The sequence below is a fragment of the Streptomyces specialis genome, from assembly GCF_001493375.1.
Taxonomy (GTDB): Bacteria; Actinomycetota; Actinomycetes; order Streptomycetales; family Streptomycetaceae; genus Streptomyces; species Streptomyces specialis.
Genome location: NZ_LN929897.1, coordinates 737046 through 756166 on the forward strand (window position 1 = coordinate 737046; position 19121 = coordinate 756166).

The 19121-nt window shown below is 71.1% G+C and carries 20 protein-coding genes; 11 read left to right on the plus strand and 9 right to left on the minus strand.

What is annotated here, in order from left to right:
* The first annotated feature begins 109 nt into the window (after positions 1-109).
* From BN2279_RS25975 to BN2279_RS25985, 3 genes are read left to right on the plus strand one after another with little or no spacing between them, the layout of a single operon-like run.
* Complete coding sequence (locus BN2279_RS25975) at positions 110-382, plus strand: hypothetical protein (protein ID WP_059013461.1); 273 nt, start codon at positions 110-112, stop codon at positions 380-382.
* Positions 354-878, plus strand: coding sequence for a DUF6879 family protein (locus BN2279_RS25980; RefSeq protein WP_059013675.1), 525 nt, complete (start codon positions 354-356; stop codon positions 876-878). Before BN2279_RS25975 ends, BN2279_RS25980 begins: the two co-directional genes overlap by 29 nt.
* 21 nt (positions 879-899) lie before the next feature.
* Positions 900-1748 carry a helix-turn-helix domain-containing protein gene (locus BN2279_RS25985; RefSeq protein ID WP_059013462.1) on the plus strand — a complete coding sequence of 283 codons (849 nt, stop codon included), beginning with the start codon at positions 900-902 and terminating at the stop codon, positions 1746-1748.
* A gap of 175 nt (positions 1749-1923) precedes the next feature.
* Here BN2279_RS25985 and BN2279_RS25990 read toward each other — a convergent pair whose 3' ends face one another.
* The 5 genes from BN2279_RS25990 to BN2279_RS26005 form a co-directional block, all read right to left on the minus strand.
* Positions 1924-2379 (minus strand): hypothetical protein, encoded by a 456-nt coding sequence (locus BN2279_RS25990; RefSeq protein ID WP_159037340.1) that lies wholly within the window; start codon positions 2377-2379, stop codon positions 1924-1926.
* Positions 2380-2455: 76 nt separating this feature from the next.
* Positions 2456-2602 (minus strand): hypothetical protein, encoded by a 147-nt coding sequence (locus BN2279_RS29640; protein WP_159037341.1) that lies wholly within the window; start codon positions 2600-2602, stop codon positions 2456-2458.
* Positions 2595-3230, minus strand: coding sequence for a DUF2617 family protein (locus BN2279_RS25995; RefSeq protein WP_199827800.1), 636 nt, complete (start codon positions 3228-3230; stop codon positions 2595-2597). The genes BN2279_RS29640 and BN2279_RS25995 overlap by 8 nt, the downstream gene beginning before the upstream one ends.
* A gap of 165 nt (positions 3231-3395) precedes the next feature.
* A complete protein-coding gene (locus BN2279_RS26000) occupies positions 3396-4625 on the minus strand; it encodes a lipase family protein (RefSeq protein ID WP_199827801.1) in 1230 nt (409 codons plus the stop codon).
* 372 nt (positions 4626-4997) lie between these two features.
* On the minus strand, positions 4998-5921 hold the full coding sequence (locus BN2279_RS26005; protein ID WP_059013465.1) for an oxidoreductase: 924 nt from the start codon (positions 5919-5921) through the stop codon (positions 4998-5000).
* Positions 5922-6227: 306 nt separating this feature from the next.
* Between BN2279_RS26005 and BN2279_RS26010 the strand changes: the two genes are divergently transcribed.
* Together BN2279_RS26010 and BN2279_RS26015 are read left to right on the plus strand one after the other, a co-directional pair.
* A complete protein-coding gene (locus BN2279_RS26010; RefSeq protein WP_059013466.1) occupies positions 6228-6467 on the plus strand; it encodes an acyl carrier protein in 240 nt (79 codons plus the stop codon).
* A complete protein-coding gene (locus BN2279_RS26015) occupies positions 6464-7705 on the plus strand; it encodes a beta-ketoacyl-[acyl-carrier-protein] synthase family protein (RefSeq protein WP_059013467.1) in 1242 nt (413 codons plus the stop codon). Before BN2279_RS26010 ends, BN2279_RS26015 begins: the two co-directional genes overlap by 4 nt.
* Positions 7706-7917: 212 nt before the next feature.
* Here the strand turns inward: BN2279_RS26015 and BN2279_RS26020 are convergent, their stop codons facing one another.
* Positions 7918-8619 carry a TetR/AcrR family transcriptional regulator gene (locus tag BN2279_RS26020; RefSeq protein WP_059013468.1) on the minus strand — a complete coding sequence of 234 codons (702 nt, stop codon included), beginning with the start codon at positions 8617-8619 and terminating at the stop codon, positions 7918-7920.
* Positions 8620-8779: 160 nt separating this feature from the next.
* On the opposite strand from BN2279_RS26020, the gene BN2279_RS26025 reads away from it, so the two are divergent.
* Complete coding sequence (locus BN2279_RS26025) at positions 8780-9232, plus strand: nitroreductase family deazaflavin-dependent oxidoreductase (protein WP_059013469.1); 453 nt, start codon at positions 8780-8782, stop codon at positions 9230-9232.
* Between the two features lie 13 nt (positions 9233-9245).
* Here BN2279_RS26025 and BN2279_RS26030 read toward each other — a convergent pair whose 3' ends face one another.
* From BN2279_RS26030 to BN2279_RS26045, 3 genes are all read right to left on the minus strand, one after another.
* A complete protein-coding gene (locus BN2279_RS26030) occupies positions 9246-9533 on the minus strand; it encodes a DUF1330 domain-containing protein (protein ID WP_159037342.1) in 288 nt (95 codons plus the stop codon).
* Between the two features lie 103 nt (positions 9534-9636).
* Positions 9637-10479 carry an NAD(P)H-binding protein gene (locus BN2279_RS26035; RefSeq protein ID WP_059013470.1) on the minus strand — a complete coding sequence of 281 codons (843 nt, stop codon included), beginning with the start codon at positions 10477-10479 and terminating at the stop codon, positions 9637-9639.
* Positions 10480-10942: 463 nt separating this feature from the next.
* Positions 10943-11806, minus strand: coding sequence for a helix-turn-helix domain-containing protein (locus BN2279_RS26045; protein WP_059013471.1), 864 nt, complete (start codon positions 11804-11806; stop codon positions 10943-10945).
* A gap of 329 nt (positions 11807-12135) precedes the next feature.
* On the opposite strand from BN2279_RS26045, the gene BN2279_RS26050 reads away from it, so the two are divergent.
* From BN2279_RS26050 to BN2279_RS26070, 5 genes are all read left to right on the plus strand, one after another.
* Entirely contained in the window at positions 12136-12489 is a 354-nt protein-coding gene (locus BN2279_RS26050) for an ATP-binding protein (protein ID WP_234348087.1), read from the plus strand.
* An 835-nt stretch (positions 12490-13324) separates the two neighbouring features.
* A complete protein-coding gene (fxlM, locus tag BN2279_RS26055) occupies positions 13325-14560 on the plus strand; it encodes a methyltransferase, FxLD system (RefSeq protein WP_159037343.1) in 1236 nt (411 codons plus the stop codon).
* 85 nt (positions 14561-14645) lie between these two features.
* Positions 14646-14858, plus strand: coding sequence for a hypothetical protein (locus BN2279_RS26060; protein WP_234348088.1), 213 nt, complete (start codon positions 14646-14648; stop codon positions 14856-14858).
* Positions 14859-14955: 97 nt separating this feature from the next.
* Positions 14956-17844, plus strand: a complete 2889-nt coding sequence (locus BN2279_RS26065) for a lantibiotic dehydratase (RefSeq protein ID WP_059013474.1) — start codon at positions 14956-14958, stop codon at positions 17842-17844.
* Positions 17828-19099: a lanthionine synthetase C family protein gene (locus BN2279_RS26070; protein WP_059013475.1), complete on the plus strand. Its 1272-nt coding sequence runs from the start codon at positions 17828-17830 to the stop codon at positions 19097-19099. The genes BN2279_RS26065 and BN2279_RS26070 overlap by 17 nt, the downstream gene beginning before the upstream one ends.
* The last annotated feature ends 22 nt before the right edge of the window (positions 19100-19121 follow it).

A 19121-nucleotide genomic window follows, 5' to 3' on the forward strand; every position in this document is an offset into this window, starting at 1 on the left:
GCGGGTGAATCTCCCGGCGGAACTGGTGCGTGATGCCTTCTTGACCTGATCAAGTGCCACCCACGACAGTGCTGCACAGGTATGCAAGCCCTGACCGTGGGAGGCCGACGTGCCGTTACTGTTCATCGGGATCGACCCCGCGAGCGAGCAAGGCGACTCCCCCACCGTGTGGGCGGACACCGACGCGGGTGAGCTGCTGATCCAGGGCTGGACGGCGACCGCTGAGGAAGAGAACCGCTGCTACTCCGAGGGCGGTACCGCCCCGGGCCACGACAGTGCAGTCCCCGCGCACGAGACAATCGTCCGGATCCCCGCCCGCATGGCCCCGATCATCAGGAAGGCACTCGATGCCCTTGACGCGCCCGGTACCGCCGATCGCTGATCTGCTCGACTCCGCCGTCCACTCCGCTGTGCATCTGGAGATGCGTGACGTCTACGCGGTCGATCCCGAGTCCGAGGAGCTGACCCGGTGGCGGGCAACCGGCCGGCGCTCCGGCCCGGAGTCGCCATACTGGCAGAACTGGGTGAACGTCGTCCGGCGAACAGTGGCGCGAGGAGTCGTCGTTCACCGGGCGCGGATCGTGTCGGAGCCGGTGAGCGAGTACATCCGCTTCGAACACGCCGGCACCCCTGTGAACATCGCCGCGGGAGAAGAGGTGCGCTGGCTGCCCCGGCGGCAGACGTCGGACCTCGCCCTCCCGGGAAACGACTTCTGGTTGTTCGACGGCCGGTTGATCAGGTTCGGGCACTTCAGCGGGGATGGCGCCCTGACCGGGCACGACCTCACCGAGGACCCAGGAGTCGTCAAGATGTGCTCCGACGCGTTCGACGCGGTCTGGGCACGCGCCACACCGCACGGACAGTACGAGATTCGCTGACGCACACCGACTGGCCGGCTCATGTCCGCATCCCCGTCCTCTTCCGCCCAGGCTGCGCGCGAGGCAGTCGGCGCGCGGTTGAAGGAACTGCGGCTGGACGCCGGGCTCACGATCGTCGAGCTGGCCAGCCGGTGCGGCTGGCACCACGCCAAGACCTCGCGCATCGAGAACGCCCGTTCGTCGCCTTCGACGGACGACATCCGGCGGTGGTGCCGGGCCTGCGGCGCCGATGATCAGGCCCCCGACATCATCGCCGCCTCGCGCACCGCTCAGTCGATGTACGTCGAGTGGCAGCGCACCATGCGCACGGGCCTGAGCCAGCTCCAGAAAAGCTACGCCGACCTGTTCGAGCGGACGCGGGTCTTCCGCGTGTACTCGGCCCGGATCGTCCCCGGCCTGCTTCAGACCGGGGGGTACGCCGCCGCGCTGCTGCGCGGCATCGCCCGCTTCCACGGCGCCCCGGACGACGTGCACGAAGCCGCCGCCGCCCGCGTCCAGCGCTCAAGCATCATCCACCGCCCCGGTCGCCGCTTCCTGCTGCTCATCGAGGAGGCCGTCCTCCACTACCAACTCGGGGACGCCGACGCGATGGCCGCGCAGCTCGGGCACCTGCTCACCGCCGGCGCCCTCCCGGCCGTCTCGCTGGGCATCATCCCCGCCGACCTACCCGACCGCCGGATCAGGCCGTTGGAAACGTTCCACATGTACGACGACTTGGTGGCAGTGGAGATGCTGACGGCCCGCGTCACGGTCACACAGCCGTCCGAAGTCGCCCAGTATCGGCGCGCTTTCGAGGAACTGCGCCAACTGGCCGTCTATGGTGCCGAGGCACGGGCGCTGGTCGTGAAGGCGATCGAAGCGCTGCGGTGACCTCTACCGCCAGCCACCCGCTCCAGCACGCGGGGCCGCGTCGCCACCCCGGGCCGGGCGGGAACTCCTTGCCGGAGTCGTCCACGACCCTTCCTCGGTGTGCGACGGCCCCGGGCGCCCTCACGCCAGGGGCCGCTGCTCCCCGTCCACCGCACCCGGTGGTCCGGCCCGTCGCCTAGAAGGTGGGGCAGAGGTGTTCGTGGACCACGTCCAGGATTTGCTCGGCGGTTGCCAGTCCCCAGCCGTCCGGGGCGTCGGGGTGGCTGAAGCGGATGTTCGTCTGTTCGATCTGGTGGGCGCGGTCGTCGGGGTGGTCGTGGATCGTGCGGCAGGTGTCCCGTCCCCGGCTGACCGCGCTGTCGGGGTTGTCCTTGTCGATGCGCGGGTCGATGGCGTCCAGGGCGTCGATGTAGGCGGCCTCGGTGGCGGCGTCGGCCTCGGGCGGGTAGCCCATCTCTTCCAGGGCGGCGTCGAGTTCGTCCTGGTCGACGGTCTCCTCGGGTGCTGGTTCGGCGGTCGTCCCGGGACTGCTGGGAGTCTCGGAGCTGTCGTCGGAGCTGCCGCAGGCAGTGAGGGCCAGGGCGAGGACAGCGGTGAGGGCCGCCGCGGTGCGGCGGCAGGTGTGTGTCATGCGGGCCAGCATGTCGCCCTGGCACGACGGGTGTTGGCGGTGTGACCGGTCTGTGACCCTGTGTCCCGGGGGCCTGCTAGTGCTCGGTGTCGATGCCGAAGTCCTCGAAGCCGCCTACGTCGTCGACGATCCGGTACATGTGCACTGTCAACCAGTCGTCTTCCGACAGGTACTGGCAGGCGTCAGGGAGCACCACGGGGATGACACGGCGCTGCTCAGCCATGAAGTTCTTCTGGGCTGAGCGCCTTCAAAGCGCCCTCGGGGCTTTGCCTCCCGGCTGCGCCGCAGGTGAGAGGCTGTGCGGAGGCGCCGCCCCCGTTTTTCTGTTCGGCCTCGTGTGGCGCTTCGCCGTGCGGTGGGCGGAGGGTGGTTCGGGTCTCCACGATCTGGCCGGACTGTGGGTAGACGTGCCAGGTCTGCCAGGAGATGACGTCGCCCACGCGTTGCGCGGTGAGCGCGGACAGCGCGTCCGGTGAGCCGGGGAACGCCCCGTACAGCGAGGCGGGGTGCGCGGCCAGTCGCTCGCGCAGCCGGGCGGCGCGGGGGGGGAACTCCCGGGGCTCGTGACACCGCAGCGCGGAGGTGAACCGGTAGGCCCAGCCGTCGATGTCCTCGGTGATGTCGGCGGGCGGCGGACCGCCGCCCGGCTGGTCCGGCAGGCAGGCGAGCGTTTCCGTCACCGGCCCGGCGACGACCTGGTGGGAGGCGCCCAGCAGCCGCAACTCGACGCTGACGCCGCCGAGTCGGACCGTGTTCACGGCAAGGGCCTCCCGGACGGGGGCCGTCAGGGAGAACGCGAGGTGGTCGGCGCTGGTGTCGAGGTAGGGAGCGGCGAGCCGGACCCGTTTCACGTGCCGCTCCCCGGGCGCCTCGCGCGGTGGAACACCCCAAGTACAGGCCCCATCGGGCATCCCCCGGTCGGTCGGTCCGGCGTTGATCGGCGCCGAGTATGGCACACGGGGGAACGCCCCGGCCCCGGGAAGGAGATCCCGGGGCCGGGGCGTTCGCGAGTGGGCTCAGAACTGGCCGCAGTTGTTCGTCGCGGGCTGCCCGGCGAAGCGATCGGCCAGCCAGGCCGCGGAGTTGCCGGAGGCGGGGAGTGCCGCCGACGCGTGCGAGAGGAGGAACGGGAGGGTGTGCACGTCACGGAACTGGACGGTGGCGCCCAGCTCGCACCAGTCCCGCGCCATCTGCCTGCCCTGCTCGTAGGGGACGAGGTCGTCGGTCGGGGTGTGCTCGACGAGGGTCGGGACGGACGGGGCGATGTTCCCGATCCGCTGCTCCTCGACCACCGTGCTGTACGGCTCCTCGGCCAGGTACTCGGATATGGACCGGCCGTCGGCGGTCATGTCCTTGGTGTTGAGGAACGGGTACCGCAACGCGCCGTCGATCAGGCACAGTTCACCCGCCTCCTCCAGGGCCTGCCGGCCGCGGTCGTTGAGGAGCGAGTCGATGTCCAGGTCCGGGTACGCGGCCCGCGCCCCGTACACGGCCAGGCCGACGACGGCACCGGCGTAGCCGCCGTCCGCGCTCTCGCCCACGGCGGCGAGGTCGGCGGGCGGCGCGCCGACGTAGGCGCCCCGGACGTCCAGCTCGGGGGCGTAGGTGGCGGCGAGTTCGGCCGCGGCGGCGGAGGCGCCGCCGCCCTGCGAGTAGCCGGTGATGCCGACGGGACCGTCGGCGGGCAGGCCGGTGCCGGGCAGGTTCTGCGCGGCGCGGATCACGTCGAGCACGGCGTGGGCCTGCGGCTCGCGCATCATGTAGGTGTGGTCGCCGGGGGTGCCCAGACCCTGGTAGTCGGTCTGCGCGACGGCTATGCCCTTGTCGAGCAGCGGGTTGATGAACAGCGAGTGGGCGATGGACAGCAGGTCCGCCTGGCCCTCGCCGGCCATGGTCTTGGACGGCGCGCACTGGTCGCCGGCGCCGACGGTGGGCGTCGCGTAGGCGACGATGGGCCGGGGGCCGGGGCCGGTCCAGGGCTTGTCGGGGACGAGGACGGTGCCGGTGACGGCCATGGGCTGGTCGTCGATGTCCCGCGAGAGGTACATGATGCGGGTGGCCGTCGCGCCGTTGTAGGTGGACGGCTCGGACTTGATCACGTCGCCGGGCTGGCCGGCCGGCAGGGGTGAGGGGGGTTGGTAGAACTCTTCCGAGGCGTCGGCCGTGGGGCCGCCGAGGACGAGGGCGGCCACGGCTCCGGCGGCGACCAGCACCGGGGCCATCGTGACGGCGATGCCACGTCGCATCGAACCGAGCATGAGGGGACTCTCCGTAGGCTTGTTACTGACGGGTCGGGCAGGTAGCAGGGTGGTGCGGGCCACGGAGGAGGTCAACACTCCGAACACGAAGACGTTCAAATCCCGTACCGCGCACAGCACTTTTGCGCTGGGGAGTGAGTGTCCGGCGGCGGGGCGGCGTCCGGCGGGTCTCCCGGGGGACGTCGCGGAATGCGCCGGGGGACGTTCGCGGCGGGGCGCCGGCATCTGCCCGGGGGCCACGCGGAGTGCGGAAGGGCGGCCCGGTCCGAGTCCTCGGCGTGGCACACGGTCACCGGCGCACGCGAGGGCGGTCACCGTGCGAGAACCGCGGGCAGAACTCGCGCGGGGCGGGGCGCGCCGTCAGGCGCGGCCGGGGTAGCGGACGCCCGTCAGCTCCTCCGAGGCGTGCCAGAGCCGTTCGGCGATGGCGTCGTCCCGCGTCCAGGGCGCCCGCCGCGAAGCGCCGGGGCCGCCGCGCGGGGTGCGGCGGCCCAGGATGCCCGGGCCGGTGAACGAGTCGGGCGCGACATCGGGGGCGGTGGCCGCGAACAGCGTGGGCGCGGCGCCGACTTCGGGAGGGGACGCCATCAGCCGGTTGAGCAGGGCGGCGGCGCGCTCCTGAAGCGCGCTGCCCGCCATGCGCGGACCCTTGGCCTGCAACTCCGTCCGGGCGTAGCCGGGATGAACGGCGGCGGCCACCACGGTCGTGCCCCGCAGCCGCCGGGCCAACTCGTGCGTGAAAAGCAGGTTCGCCGTCTTGGAACGGCCATAGGCCAGCCAACGACCGTACTTCCGCTCGGCGTTGAGGTCACGCAGATCGATGTTGGCCATCCAGTGCAGCATGCTGGACACGGTCACCACGCGCCCGGCCGGGGCGGCGAGCAGGCTCTCCAGAAGCAGCCCGGTCAGGGCGAAGTGCCCCAAGTGGTTGACGCCGAACTGCGTTTCGAAACCGTCCGCCGTCCGGGAGCGCGGGATCGCCATCAGGCCCGCGTTGTTGACCAGGATGTCCAGGCGCCGTCCGCCCCAGTCACCGGCGAACGTCCGCACCGACGCCAAATCCGCCAGGTCCAGCAGCCTCAACTCGGCCTCGGCCTCGGGGACCTCGCCCAGCAACCGGTCCAGCGCGGCCTGCCCACGCCGCTGATCACGGCAGGCGAGCACCACGTGCGCACCGCGCCGTGCCAGCTCCAGCGCCGTGACGTACCCCAGGCCGCTGTTGGCTCCGGTGACCACGGCGGTGCGGGTCTTGAGATCGGGGATGTCGCGTACGGTCCAGCCCATGGGCCCCAGCGTAGGCCAGATCCGGCCGGTCCGGGCCCTGCCTCGGGAAGGCGCGTGCACAGATCGTCAAGGACTCCGCCACCCATGATCAAAGACTGTCGGACTGTTCCCTCTTAGCCTCGAACGGTCGCTCCCACGGGAGAGAAAGACAGAAACGGATCCGCGCGATCGCCGAGGGAACCCGGGAAACGCGCACGGCGAGGGCGGAATGGTCCCGCCGCATGCGCGCCGCGGACGACTTCGCTGACGCGCGGACCGGCCGGCGCCACGGCGCCTCCCCCCACGACCTGCACGGGAAAAGAAAACATGAGTACGACAGATCAGCGAGTCCGCCGTCTTCTGGCCGACGAATTCGGGATTCCGGCCGACGCCATCGGCGCGGACCGGCGACTGCGCGAGCTGGCGCTCGACTCGCTCGCCCTGGAAGAACTGCGGACGATGGCCGAGGAGTGCTTCGACATCGATCTCACGGACGCCCGGATCAGCGCGCACGACACCTTCGGCGCCCTGGTGCACGTGATCGACTCCGCGAGGGCCGACGCGTGAGGGCCCCCGGCACCCCGCCCTTCGCGGCGGCCATCACCGGACTCGGCATCGTCAGCGCGGCCGGGATCGGGGCCAAGGCCACCTGGGACAGCGTCCTGCACGGCAGCGTCGGCCACATCACCAGGCTGCCCGCGCTGGCGGGTCTGCCACAGGACTTCCTCTACGACATACCGGACTTCGACGCCGACGCGGTACTGGGCCGTTCCCGCGCCCGGCAGATGGACCGCTTCGCCCAACTCGCCGTGGCCGCCGCCCGGGAGGCCCTCGCCGACGCGGGCCTGGAACCCTCCGACTGGGACGCCACCCGCGTCGCCGTCCTGGTGGGCAGCTCCCACGGCGGCCTGACCGTCTACGACGAGCAGACCCGCACGATGAACGACAAGGGCGATCGCCGCGTCTCCCCGCTCCTCACCCCGCTGAGTCTCCTCAACGCCGCGGCCGGCAGCGTCTGTCTGGACACCGGGGCCCGCGGGCCGAGCATGGGCCTCGCCGCCGCCTGCGCCTCCGGCGCCACCGCCATCGGCACCGCGCGCATGATGCTCCAGGCCGGACTGTGCGACATCGCCATCGCGGGCGGGGCCGAATCCATGCGCTCGCGCGCCCTGTTCGCCTCCTGCTGCCGGGCCCGCGCGGTCTCCACCCGCACCGGCGATCCGGCCGCGGCGCTGCGCCCGTTCGACGCCGACCGCGACGGCATGGTCAGCGGGGAAGGCGCCGGCATGCTCATCCTGGAGCGCCCCGAACACGCCCGCGCCCGGGGGGCGGACATCCGCGCCCTGGTGACCGGGTACGGCGCGTCCAGCGACGGCCACAGCCCCGCCGCCCCCGACCCGACGGGCGCCGGGATCGAGCGGGCGCTGCGCGATGCCCTGGCCGACGCCGGGCTGGCACCGTCCGACCTCGACATGGTCAACGCGCACGGCACCGCCACGATCGCCGGCGACGCCATCGAAGCCGCCATGCTGCACCGGGTACTTCCGCACCACCCGCCGGTGACCAGCACCAAGGCCGTCACGGGCCACACCCTGGGCGCGTCCGGCGCCATCGAGACGGCCCTGACCGTGCTCGCGATGGAAACGTCGGCGGTGCCACCGACGGCGAACCTCGAACGCCAGGACCCGGACGTCCACCTCGACATCCCCACCGGCCGCGCCCGGCCCGCGCGACTGGCCGCGGCGGCGAAGACCTCCCTGGGCTTCGGCGGCCACAACGCCGCCCTCGTCCTCACCCGCGCCTGACCCGTTGGGAGTCACCGGTACGGGGAACGGGATGGCCGGGCCCCGGCCACCCCGTTCCCCCGCGCCACGGTGGGCGGTTGAACCGCCGACGTGCGAGGCTCGGGAATGCGAGGACGCCGCACCGACGCCAGGCCGGCCCGGCTCCAGCCGCTGTTGGCACCGGTGACCACCTGCGGGTCCTCAGACCGGACCCCGGCGCGGACCCCGTCCGGTCAGCGCAGGCCCACGTCGCCGGCCATGCGCCGCACGGTGTGCGTGAAGAACTCCGTACGGGCGGCCACCACCACGCCGTTGAACTGGCCGAAGACCTCGAAGCCGACCAGGCCGATGAGTTGCGCCCACGACGCCACGAGTGCCGCCATCACCGGGCCCGGCAGGCCGGGCGCGTGCTCGGCGGCCAGCTCCTCCGCCTCGGCGCGCACCGGCCCGGGCGGCGGGTCCCCGGCGGGCTCGCCGAGGAGCCCGCTCAGCCGGGCCCGCTGGGCGACGGCGGCCAGGGCCAGCGGCACCCGGGTGCCCGGCCCGACGGTGTCGCGCGGTGCGGCGTAGCCCGGCACCGGCGTTCCGTGGATGAGCGCGTACTCATGCGGGTGGGCCAGGGCCCAGGCGCGGACGGCCAGGCAGACGGCGGTCCACCGGTCGGCGGGCGGCGCGTCGTCCGGCACGGCGGTGAGTGCCGCCTCGGCGGCCTCGCCCACGGCGTCGTAGGCGTCCACGATGAGCGCGGTGAGCAGGTCGTCGCGGCTCGGGAAGTACCGGTAGAGGGCGGACGAGACCATGCCCAGCTCGCGGGCGACCGCGCGCAGCGACAGTTTGGCCGCGCCCTCGGCGGCGAGCCGACGCCTGGCCTCCTCCTTGATGGCGGCGGTCACCTCGCGCCGCGCCCGTTCCCTGGCTCCCTGGATGGCGGTCATGCGGGCCAGTCTGCCATCCCTTGGAGCGTTGACCAATAATGAGAGCAGTGCTCTTGTTCTTCTGTGTCAAAGCGGGCATGCTGGGGCATGTGGAGAGCGTTGCTCGCGGATGTGAGCACCGCTTCGATGAGTGACACGAGCACGGAAGGACCGGGAAGAGATGAGCGAGTCCCACGTCAAGAGGCCCGGCTGGGTCACGAGGAACGTCGTCAACCGCCTCGTCGCCTGGCTCACCCGGCGCGGCGTCAGCGTATGGGGCTCCCGGGTCCTCGCCGTGCGCGGGCGCAAGAGCGGCGAGTGGCGCCGCACCCCGGTCAATGTGCTGACCCTGGAGAGCGGTCAGTATCTGGTCGCCCCGCGCGGTCACGTCCAGTGGACCCACAACATGCGGGCAGCGGGCGGCGGTGAACTCCACCTCGGGAAGACGGTGGAGCATTTCACGGCCGAGGAGATCCCCGACGACGAGAAGCCGGAGTTGTTGCGTGCCTATCTCAAGCGTTGGAAGGCGGAGGTCGGGGTCTTTTTCCGCGGCGTCGGCCCTGATTCCCCGGAGGAGGACCTGCGTCGCATCGCCCCCGACCACCCCGTTTTCCGTATCACGGTCGGCGGTTGAACCCGCCGCCTGTTCAGACTCCGTCGAGAATCAGGACCTTGCCCTTGGTGTTGCGCAGCCGGATCGGAAGGATTTCCTGGTAGGCGTCCGAGGCGTACCAGGCACGGATGGCCTCGACGCTCGGGAATTCGAGGACACCGATGAAGCCGGAACTCTCCCCGTCGAGCACCTCGACCGGCGCGCCCCGCACCACGTACTTCCCGCCGTGCGGCTCGATGGTCGAAACCAGCCTGGCGCTGTATTCGCCCAACTCCGCGGGGTCCCCCGTCAATTGCGCTTCAGCAATCACATAAGCGGTCATGAAAACGACTGTAGCCGGGTGGAACGGGCCCACGTATGTCACTTTCTTCCAAGGTGACAGCGGCCGAACTGGCGGCCCCGGCAACAGCCTTCGGAACCCCTTGTCAATTCCCCCCAACGCGGAACGCGTCGGCGTGTGCCTTCGCCCACTGGCGGAACGTCCTCGGCTCGTGCCCGGTCACCTCGCGCACCGTCGGGTACACCGTCTGCTCGTCCACGAGCCCGTCCACGAAGAAGGCGAAGAACGCGTCCACGTACGCGGCGGGCATGCTCGCGCTCATCTCGGCGCGCGCCTCCTCGTCGCTCAGCCCCTCGCAGCGCAGGTCCCGCCCCAACTCCTCGGCCAGCACCGCGACCTGCTCGGCGGGCAGCAGCGGCTCCGGACCGGTGAGGTCGTAAACGGCGCCCTCGTGCCCGTCGTTCATCAGGGCCGCCACCGCGACGGCCGCGATGTCCGCCGGGTCGATCGACGCGGTCGGCACCTCGGCGAACGGCACCCGCACCACGTCCCCCTTCTCCAACTGCGGTATCCAGCGCAGGGCGTTGGACATGAACGACCTCGGCCGCAGGAACGTCCACGGCAGCCCGGAGTTCTCCACGGCCTGCTCGGAGAGGATCATGTAGCGCGCGACCGCGTTCTCCAGATCCCCGGTCTCCGCCGAACCGCCCGACAGCAGCACCACCCGCTCCACACCGGCCCGCAGGGCGAGGCCGCAGGTGCCCGCCAGCCCCTCGTACCCCGGCAGCAGGAACAACGCCCGCACCCCGGCCAGCGCGTCGGTCAGCGACGCGGGCTCGTTCAGGTCACCGCCGACCGCCTCCGCACCGGCCGGCAGGCTCGCCCGCGCCGGATCGCGCACCAGCGCCCGCACCGGCTCCCCGGCACCGGCCAGCGCGGCGACGACCTCGGCCCCCACGTTCCCCGTCGCACCCGTCACCAGATACATCGCGTTTCCCCTTCCCCCCCACGGTCACGGCGGCCGACCCCGCCGCGCTCCGCACCCTACGGGCAAAGCTTCACCGCGAGTGCCGATGGCGCGGACGCCGAGATTCCGAGGCCCGTCCCCGGGGGCGGGGACGGGCTCTTACACACAACTCCGCGCCCACGAGCCAGGCAGAAATCTCGTATGCCTTCTTCCCCTTGCAAACAAAAACTGTTCGCGAGGTGTCTGGTGGGCGCGGAGATGTGTTCTTGTCTCGGGGGGGCGTAGATGAGAAGAATAGGAGACAGGGTGATGAAGGCGGCGAACTGGCCGCCGGGGACGGCCAGTGCGGGCCGGGTGGTGTCCTTGGAGTCGCGAATACCGACCCGCCCCGCGTGGCGGAAGGCGGCGACCTCCACGCAGGCGGTGGCGTTCTCCGAGCTGTAGGACGACTTGAACCAGGCGGTGTCGGGGGTGATGAGTGCCATCAGATCTCTCCTGAGAGTCGGTGCAGAAAGGCCGGGGTCTCGCCGGGGGCGAGCGCACCCGCCCGCAGGGCGTCGAACCTGCGGGAGAAGGACCAGACGGTGGTGTCCTTGTCGCTGACCTGCGAACCTTCGGCCGTGTCGGTCTGGACGACCGTGAGCAGCGGCGCCTCGAACTCCAGCAGATTGAAGTTGAAGCTGGACCGGTAGGTCGCGGTGGCCATCGGCAGGATCTGTACCGTCACGTTGTCGAGCTGGGACAGGCTGATGATCTCCTGATACTGCTCGCGCATCACATCCGGGCCGCCGACCACGCGCCGCAGCGCGGCTTCGTCCAGCACGGCCCACAGCTCCAGCGGGCTGTCCCGGCGCGTGAGCTGCTCCTTGCGCTCCATACGGAGCTGGATGGTGCGTTCGACCAACTCCGTGGTGGATTCCTCAACCGGCTTGGCCGCCCGGAGCAGGTCCCGGACGTACCGCTCGGTCTGCAACAGCCCGGCGACGACGTTCGGATGCCAGGCGCGGATGGTGCGGGCGCCGCTCTCCAATCCGACGTACATGGCCATGCCGGACGGCATGGTGTTGCGGTAGTGCGACCACCAGCCCCGGTTGAGGGAGTCGCGCTGCATCTCCACGAGGAAGTCGACGTCGTCGTCATCCGTGACGCCGTACCGGTCCAGCAACGCGCGCAGTTCGGCCGCCGACTTCAGGGCGGTCAGCCCGTTCTCCACCCGGTGCAGCTTCGAGACGGAGATCGTCAACCCGCTGACCGCCTCCGCGAGGGTGAATCTGGATTTCTCGCGCAATCTGCGGAGCTCCCCTCCCAGTTGCATGCGCCGAACGGTCGGCCCGGTTGGTGCTGCCACGAGTCTGCCTCCTCAATGCCCGAGCCCGCAGCCCCTTACCGTCAGCCACGGGTGAACCGCTGTGAGTGCTCCTCCGGCAGCCTAGAGCTGACGCGACTACATATGCCACTTTCGCTGAGAATTTCACTCTCCCTTGCGATGCGAGTTGCCGTGGCTGGAAGCTGCTGTTGTCACCGCCTCGTCACGTGTCGTGGTGAGCGCAGGTGAAGCCCGCAGCGGGCGGCACCGGCGCCCCGGACACGCGCCGAGCGAGCCCGAGACCGGAGGCGACCACGATGATCATGACCGCTACCGCGAGCCCCCCTGAACACCCCGAGTACACAGGGACGATGTTGTGTCAGGCCGAGAGCCTCGCAGAGGCCCGTGCCTTCGTCCGTGTGGTGATCTCCGCCTGGGGACTGGACGATCTCTGCGACGACGGCGCGTTGCTGGTCTCCGAGTTGGTGGCCAACGCCGTCCGGCACACGCCGAGTCGTGTCCTGCGGGTCACCGTCACCCGTGTCGGTGGGAACGTCGTGCGGATCGCGGTCGTGGACAAGTCCCGTGTTCTGCCCGTGCGTCGGTGCCCGGGGGGAGGTGACGTCTGTGGGCGCGGGCTGCTCATCGTGGAGGCGCTCACCACGCGGTGGGGCGCCGATCTGCTGGCGTCGGGCAAGCGGGTCTGGGGCGAGGTGGCGCGGTGAGTGCCGGGTCCGTGGTGTCGTGGGGGCCGAACAACGTGCCGGTGCCGTACGCCGCCGCGTGGAGCGCCGAACGTCCGGCCGTGAAGGGGCTGACCGTTCGCGCGGATGGCGCCGGGCTGGCCTACGTGAACGAGACGCCGCTCGACCGTGACCGGCACGGCGTGCTGTGGGCGCGGCACAGGGAGGCGCCCGGCGAGGGGCGGCCGGAATTCCGGACGATGCACTCCGTTCGCCAACGGCGGGCCATGTTCGGCATGTTGTGTCAGGTCTGCGGCGGCCCGGCCGATCGTACGTCCCGGGGCTGGCTGTTCCTGCTCCAGGACCCCGGCCCGGCCGGTCGGCCGGCGGACTGGCCGGAAGGGGCGCTGTGCACCAAACCCCCGGTCTGCCGCCCCTGCGCGTCCCTCGCGGCACGCCACTGCCCCCACCTGACCGCTCCGGTCGCCGTCCGCTCCCGCAAGCCCCGTGTCTGGGGCGTCTTCGGCGGCCGGAGGGGGTGGGGGGGGAGAAGCCGCCGGAGGAGAGCCAGGAACGGGGCGTGCGGGAGCGGACGGCGACCGGGGCGGGGAGGGGGGGGCAGGGGAGGGGCGAGGGGGGAGCGCAGGGGGGGGAGTGAGGGGGGGCGGGGAGGAGGGGCCAGTCCGGCCGACGGCCGCCGCCTCACCTCCACCCCCGAAGACGAACACCTCCCCTACGGCCACCCCGCCACCCCGTGGTTCCTGGCCTCCCAACTCGTCCTGGAACTCACCCGCTGCACTCGGGTGGAGATTGACACGTCGCCGTCTGCCGCACCGCGCTGGTGATCAGGAGTATGCGCATGACTACACTCTGGTCCATGGCTCCCGATACCGCTGAAGTGGCCGTTCACGCCGGATCGTTGCGCAGGAAGCTGCTTGACGAACTACGCGAGCGCGGGGACGTACGCGGCAGCCGTGTCGCCGCGGCCTTCGATGCGGTGCCGCGACACCGCTTCGCTCCCGGAGCGACGTTGGAAGAGGCGTACGCCAACGACTCCGTGATCACCAAGCGGAACGAACGCGGCTACCCGGTCAGCTCTGTGTCGTCGCCGTGGGTGCAGGCCCGGATGCTGGAGCTGTCGGGACTTGGCCCCGGTATGCGGGCGTTGGAGATCGGGTCCGGTGGCTACAACGCCGCCCTGATGGCCGAGCTGGTCGGGGAGCATGGCGAGGTCGTCAGCGTCGATATCGACCAGGAAGTGACCGACCGGGCGACGCGGCTGCTGGCAGAGACCGGCTACGACCGAGTGCGGGTGCTGTGCGCGGACGGAACCTACGGGGCCGTCGAGTTGGCTCCGGAGGGTGGCTTCGATGCCATCATCGTCACCGCCCAGGCTTCCGATCTTCCTCCGGCCTGGATCGATCAGCTCTCCGAGCGGGGACGGCTCGTCGTTCCGCTCAGCCTTCGAGGTACCCGTCAAGTCTTCGCCTTCCAACGCGAAGCTGGGCACCTCCGCAGTTGTGGGCGGACCGAGTGCGGCTTCGTCGGCATGCGCGGGGACAACCGCCACGGCGGCCACCTCATCGACCTCAGCGGCGAGGATCTGCGGCTGGGCCTGGATGACGATCAGCACGTCGATGTCGAGGCGCTTCGCTCCGCCGTCGCTTCCTCACCACAGAGCACCACCTGGACGGGAGTGACCCTGCGCGGCAACGAGGGGGCCCTGCCCTCCTTGGACCTGTGGCTGATCAGCAATGTCGATCCCTGCACGCGGATCTATGCCGGCAGCAGGGCCGTGGAACGTGGCCTGTCCGGCTGGACCATCGCCGCTTCCGCCACGTGGGAGGACGGCACCCTCGCCTACCTCACCATCCGCCCGGACACCGCGAACGATCCGGGTGGCTTCGAACTTGGCGTGCACGCCTACGGTCCCGATCGCGACCTTCTGGCCGCACGACTCGCGGAGCACGTCCGAGCTTGGGACAGCGGCGGCCACCGGGGCTCGGTGGAACCGACCGTTCGTGTCTATCCGGCGGATACCCCCGAGGAGCAGCTCGCCCCTGGGCGGGTCATCACCCATCGCTACTCCCGGCTCGTCGTCTCCCTGCCCTGACGTCACGCTACTCGGCCACGTCGACTCCCCGGCCGGGCTGCCGGGTGTCTTCCCACTTTCATCCATCGAAGGAGTTGCGGAAGCCATGACCACTCAGAGCGCCATGTCGGCACTGGATGACGCGTTCCACCTCGACCCCGAGACAACCGACCTGTCCCTCCTCAGCTCCGGACTCGCTGATTCCGAGCCGTGCACTCAGGACGGCTGCGGGCCGTCCCCGACCACCGGCCCCACCACGGGGTGTGTCACTCCGGACGGGCCGGTGCGGGGCGATGGTGGCGGGTGCAACCTCGCCTAGGGCCTCGCCTCTCGTCCGTCCGGCAGGCATCCCGGGTGCGGTACCACGGGCTTCGGACCGCACCCGGCGCGATGCGCTCACAGGAAGAAGACGCGCGATGGTCCGCCATGTGTTCACCCACCAACCGGTGGCCATGGCCCGCGTTCCGCTGCGTCCGGCCGCACCTGACCCGGACGAGGACAGCGCGGGCCTGCTGGCCGAAGGCGTGTTCCTCGCCTCCCGTTCCATGACACACGCCGACGACAGTGCGCAAGCCGCCGTGAGTTCGCGGCTCCGGGCCACCTGGCGCGCCTACGACATCCGTTCCCGCTCCCGCCCCACTCCGCACGGAGTGTTCTCCGGTGTCGCGCCCGCCATCTTCACCGACCAGTCCACCGCGCTCCGTCTCGGCACACGGCATCGAACCATCACCACCGTGAGTCCCGCGTGGCTGATCACCGTGACGGATCAGCTCCTGGACGGCGAGGAGTTGCTGCCCCACTTGACGTTGACGTCCAACAACCTGGCGGTGCGGCGCGGTGACCGGCTGGAAGCCGAGCATGCGGCGCCGAACGGGGGCATGGCCCAGCGCAGCAGCATCCGCGCCACCGAGGTGTCCCTCTGGGTGCTGGACACCTGTCGAGAGGGAATGCCGGCGCGGACGGTGCTCGCCGGCTTGGCAACGCGATATCCAGCGGCTGGTGAGACCGTGATCACCACCGCGGTGCGGCAGATGATCCGCACCGGTCTACTCCTCACCGACTCCCTTCCCGCCCACATGCGAGACGACCCGCTCGGGCACCTCCTTGCTCGACTCCCGTCATCGGTCGCGCTTCGGCCCGTTCTGGAGCGTTTGCGGGACCTGCTGACCCGCGCCGACGAGTTCGCACTCGGCACTCCCCAACGGCTGGCACTGCTGCGAGCTGCCCGCCGAACCGCCGACGAGGTAGTGACAGTCGAACGCCCCTTGGCAGTGGACACATTGGCCGACGCCACCCTCGCCGTTCCCCGTGCGGTCGGGGAAGAGGCCGCGCAGGCCGCCGGTTTCCTGTGGCGGATCAGCCAGACGACCCCTCCAAGAACTCCCTACTACGAGAAGTTCGTCCGCACCTACGGCCATCAGCGCCTGGTGCCGCTGCTGGAGGTCATCGACCCCGCCATCGGTATCGGACCGCCTGACGACGCCGACGACATTGGCGCCCAGAGAGACATCGAGCCTCGTCGGGCGGCGCTGCTGGCCCGCTTGCTGGGCGAGGCCACGGCCCGGGGACAGGCCGAGGTCGTCGTGGACGATGCTCTGGCCGAGCAGTTGGCGCACTCCGCAGGTGCTGTCCCGCCGCGAACAGCGGAGATTCACGTGCGACTACTGCGCCACGGCGGCCACTTCCGGATAGCGGTCGGCGACATGGGGTCGCAGGATGCCGGTTCGGCCGCCGGGCGCTTCGCCCGCTGGCTTCCCCAACTCGCGCCGGAAGTGACGGGATCGGAGGGAGCGATGGTCGCGGAGATCGTCTGCCGCCCCCGGACAGGGCCGCCTGCCGCCCTCGCCGTCGAGACCGGCTTCGCCCCCCACCGCATCCCCCTCGGCGTGCCCGAGCGAGCCTGCGATCTACTCCCCGAAGAACTGCTGATCGGCACCGCTGGCCGCCACCTTGTCGTGTGGTCCGCCCGGCACCAACGCCCTGTCATACCGGTGCTGTTCAGCCGCCTGACCCGTGAGTTGCTGCCTCCGGCGGCCCACGCCCTGCGTGTGATCGGGCACGCCGGAATCCGCCCCTGGCATGCCTGGTCCTGGGGACCGGCCGGTTGTCTCCCCTTCGCGCCGCGCGTCCGGTACAAGAACATCCTTGTCGCTCCTGCCCGCTGGAGACTCCCCGAAGAACTCACCAGCGCCGCTTCCGACCGGCATGCCTGGGACAGGGCACTGGCCGCTTGGCGCACCGACTCCGTTCCGTCGCCGCCGGATGTGATGGTGGTCCAGGAGTCGGATCGTCAACTTCCCATCGATCTGCGGCTGGACGAGGACAGAGAACTGCTGCGTCGCAGCGTGCGTCGCGGAGCGCGGGCCATCACCGAACCCCTCGGTGGCCCTGGTGTGGACGGCGCGGTCCTCGAAGGGCCGGGCGGTCGGCATGTGGTCGAGCTGGTGGTGAACCTTACCCGCCGTGACGAGCCACCCACGGCGCAGCGAGATCCGCGTTCGACTCCCCGCCGCCATAGTGCCGTGCACCGCCCGGGCGGGAACTGGATCTCGGCCGCCGTCCCGGTCCCCGCCGGTCACCAAGACGGGGTGTTGGGGCAGCTCTACGACGTGTTGGCGCCTGCCGGCCGGCACATCGACCGCTGGTTCTGGCTGCGCTTCCACACCCCCGCCCTGGGCGATCATCTGCGCATTCGCGCTACCGGCGATCCCGAAGTCCTCGCGCTTCGCGTCGTGCCTCTGCTCACCGCCTGGTGCTCCGCACTGGCAGACCAAAGGCTGGCCGGTCGGATGGTGCTGGAGTCCTATGAACCGGAAACCGAACGGTACGGCGGTCCGAAGGCGATGAGCGCCGCCGAGGAGGTTTTCGCCGCCGACAGCGCGTTCGCCGCCCGATGCCTCGCCCTCACCCGCTCCACGGACGAGCGGCTGTTGGTCGCTGCCGTATCCGCCGTTGACATCGTCCGCACGGTGACTGACCAGAACCACAAGGCCCTGCGTGGCCACCGGCTGACCCCTCCGGACCGCCGCACCCGCGATGCTCTACGACCCCGCCTGCGGTCAGCGGTCGCCCAGCCCGCCTCCCGCATTCCCGCACCCCTCGCCGCCGCCTGGTCCGCGCGGCACGAGGCGCTGGCCGCCTACCGCATCGCGCTCGCCGATCCGGGTGTGTCTGCCCTGTGCGCGTCAGATCTCGTCCATATGCACTGCAACCGGCTCCTCGGCCCCGACCCGGCACGCGAGCGCATCGCCCGCTCGCTGGCCACGGACCTCCTGCACGCACAGGCGCATGTCCACGAGCAGTGACACCTTGGCCGAGCAAGCCGTGGCCGTGGCCCGCGCACTTCTGGACCCGGAACGGGTCGCAGCGGCAGTCCCCCCGCAAGCCGCCGCAACGCTGTCCGACGGCTTGGCAGGCACCGCCCTCCTGCATGCCTGCCTGGCTCATATCGGCCCGGAGTTCACCACCGCTGCCGCTCGTCACTGGGCAGCCGCCGGCCGCCTGCGCGGCGACGCGCCGCCGAACGGCATCCACACCGGCACCGGTGCCCTGGCCGCGTCCCTGATCATCGGCTCCGGCCACCTTCCCGACGCGGACCTCCACCGCGATACGACGAGCAAGGCAACCGCTTGGCTGTCCGCCCGCGCGCAAGGGCTCGCTCGCCACCAGCGGCGACGCGTGGACGACGACCGGCCGGGCGCCCCGTGGGCCGTGTACGACGCGATCAACGGGCTGGCGGGTATCGGCCGCGTGCTCCTCGCCGCTCGGACCGCCGGGCACGGGCAGGCGGCAGAGCCGGGCCTGGCCGCCGTGCTCACCACCCTCACGACTCTCATCCGTACTCGGCACGGTGCCCGGCCCGGCTGGTGGCTATCGGCCGAAGAGCATCCGGCGCGCGTCAACGCTCCTTCCTCCGGGGCCGCGACCACCGGCCTGGCCCACGGCATCGCCGGTCCCCTCGCCACCCTGGCCGTGGCACACATCGAAGGCCATGCCGTTCCTGGGCAGGCGGAGGCGATACGCACGGCCGCGCGCTGGCTCCTGGCCCGGCGTGAACCCACTGCGAGCTGGCCGCCGTTCGTCAGCGGTCACGACCTCGACGCCTCGCCCGTCCGCCGAACGCCCGCCGGCCCGGGAAGGCGCGACGCCTGGTGCTACGGCGCCCCCGGCATCGGCCGCGCTCTGACTCTCGCCGGGCACGCGCTCAACGATCCCGCTCTGGTCGGCGCCGGACGCACGGCCATCGCTCCGATGGCCGACCGCGATCCCAGTCGCTGGGACACGGAAGGTCCCACGCTGTGCCATGGCTCGGCCGGAGTGCTCCAAGCCGCCACCAAGGCCGGATGCGAGGCTGTTGCCCGGCTGGCTGCCGAACACACCGCCGCCTTCTACGACAGCGAGCGTCCGTTCGGGTTCGCACATCTCGAAGCCGGAGCGGCGTTCGACAATCCGGGCTTCCTGACCGGGGCCGCCGGAACGGCCCTTGCCCTCGCCGACCACGGTGGACTGATTCCCTCAGATCCGGCCGCTTCCTGGGACTGCCTGCTCCTGCTGTCCTGACGCAGCACGCCATGGCCCTCCG

What these genes read in the sequence shown, in the direction of transcription:
- BN2279_RS26020 (WP_059013468.1), bottom strand. Translation starts at nt 8,619, where the DNA reads ATGACCGCCATCCAGGGAGCCAGGGAACGGGCGCGGCGCGAGGTGACC.
- fxlM (WP_159037343.1), top strand. Translation starts at nt 13,325, where the DNA reads ATGGCTCCCGATACCGCTGAAGTGGCCGTTCACGCCGGATCGTTGCGC.
- BN2279_RS26025 (WP_059013469.1), top strand. Translation starts at nt 8,780, where the DNA reads ATGAGCGAGTCCCACGTCAAGAGGCCCGGCTGGGTCACGAGGAACGTC.
- BN2279_RS26010 (WP_059013466.1), top strand. Translation starts at nt 6,228, where the DNA reads ATGAGTACGACAGATCAGCGAGTCCGCCGTCTTCTGGCCGACGAATTC.
- BN2279_RS25990 (WP_159037340.1), bottom strand. Translation starts at nt 2,379, where the DNA reads ATGACACACACCTGCCGCCGCACCGCGGCGGCCCTCACCGCTGTCCTC.
- BN2279_RS26005 (WP_059013465.1), bottom strand. Translation starts at nt 5,921, where the DNA reads ATGGGCTGGACCGTACGCGACATCCCCGATCTCAAGACCCGCACCGCC.
- BN2279_RS26070 (WP_059013475.1), top strand. Translation starts at nt 17,828, where the DNA reads ATGTCCACGAGCAGTGACACCTTGGCCGAGCAAGCCGTGGCCGTGGCC.
- BN2279_RS25985 (WP_059013462.1), top strand. Translation starts at nt 900, where the DNA reads ATGTCCGCATCCCCGTCCTCTTCCGCCCAGGCTGCGCGCGAGGCAGTC.
- BN2279_RS29640 (WP_159037341.1), bottom strand. Translation starts at nt 2,602, where the DNA reads ATGGCTGAGCAGCGCCGTGTCATCCCCGTGGTGCTCCCTGACGCCTGC.
- BN2279_RS26065 (WP_059013474.1), top strand. Translation starts at nt 14,956, where the DNA reads ATGGTCCGCCATGTGTTCACCCACCAACCGGTGGCCATGGCCCGCGTT.
- BN2279_RS26050 (WP_234348087.1), top strand. Translation starts at nt 12,136, where the DNA reads ATGTTGTGTCAGGCCGAGAGCCTCGCAGAGGCCCGTGCCTTCGTCCGT.
- BN2279_RS26030 (WP_159037342.1), bottom strand. Translation starts at nt 9,533, where the DNA reads ATGACCGCTTATGTGATTGCTGAAGCGCAATTGACGGGGGACCCCGCG.
- BN2279_RS26000 (WP_199827801.1), bottom strand. Translation starts at nt 4,625, where the DNA reads ATGCGACGTGGCATCGCCGTCACGATGGCCCCGGTGCTGGTCGCCGCC.
- BN2279_RS26035 (WP_059013470.1), bottom strand. Translation starts at nt 10,479, where the DNA reads ATGTATCTGGTGACGGGTGCGACGGGGAACGTGGGGGCCGAGGTCGTC.
- BN2279_RS26060 (WP_234348088.1), top strand. Translation starts at nt 14,646, where the DNA reads ATGACCACTCAGAGCGCCATGTCGGCACTGGATGACGCGTTCCACCTC.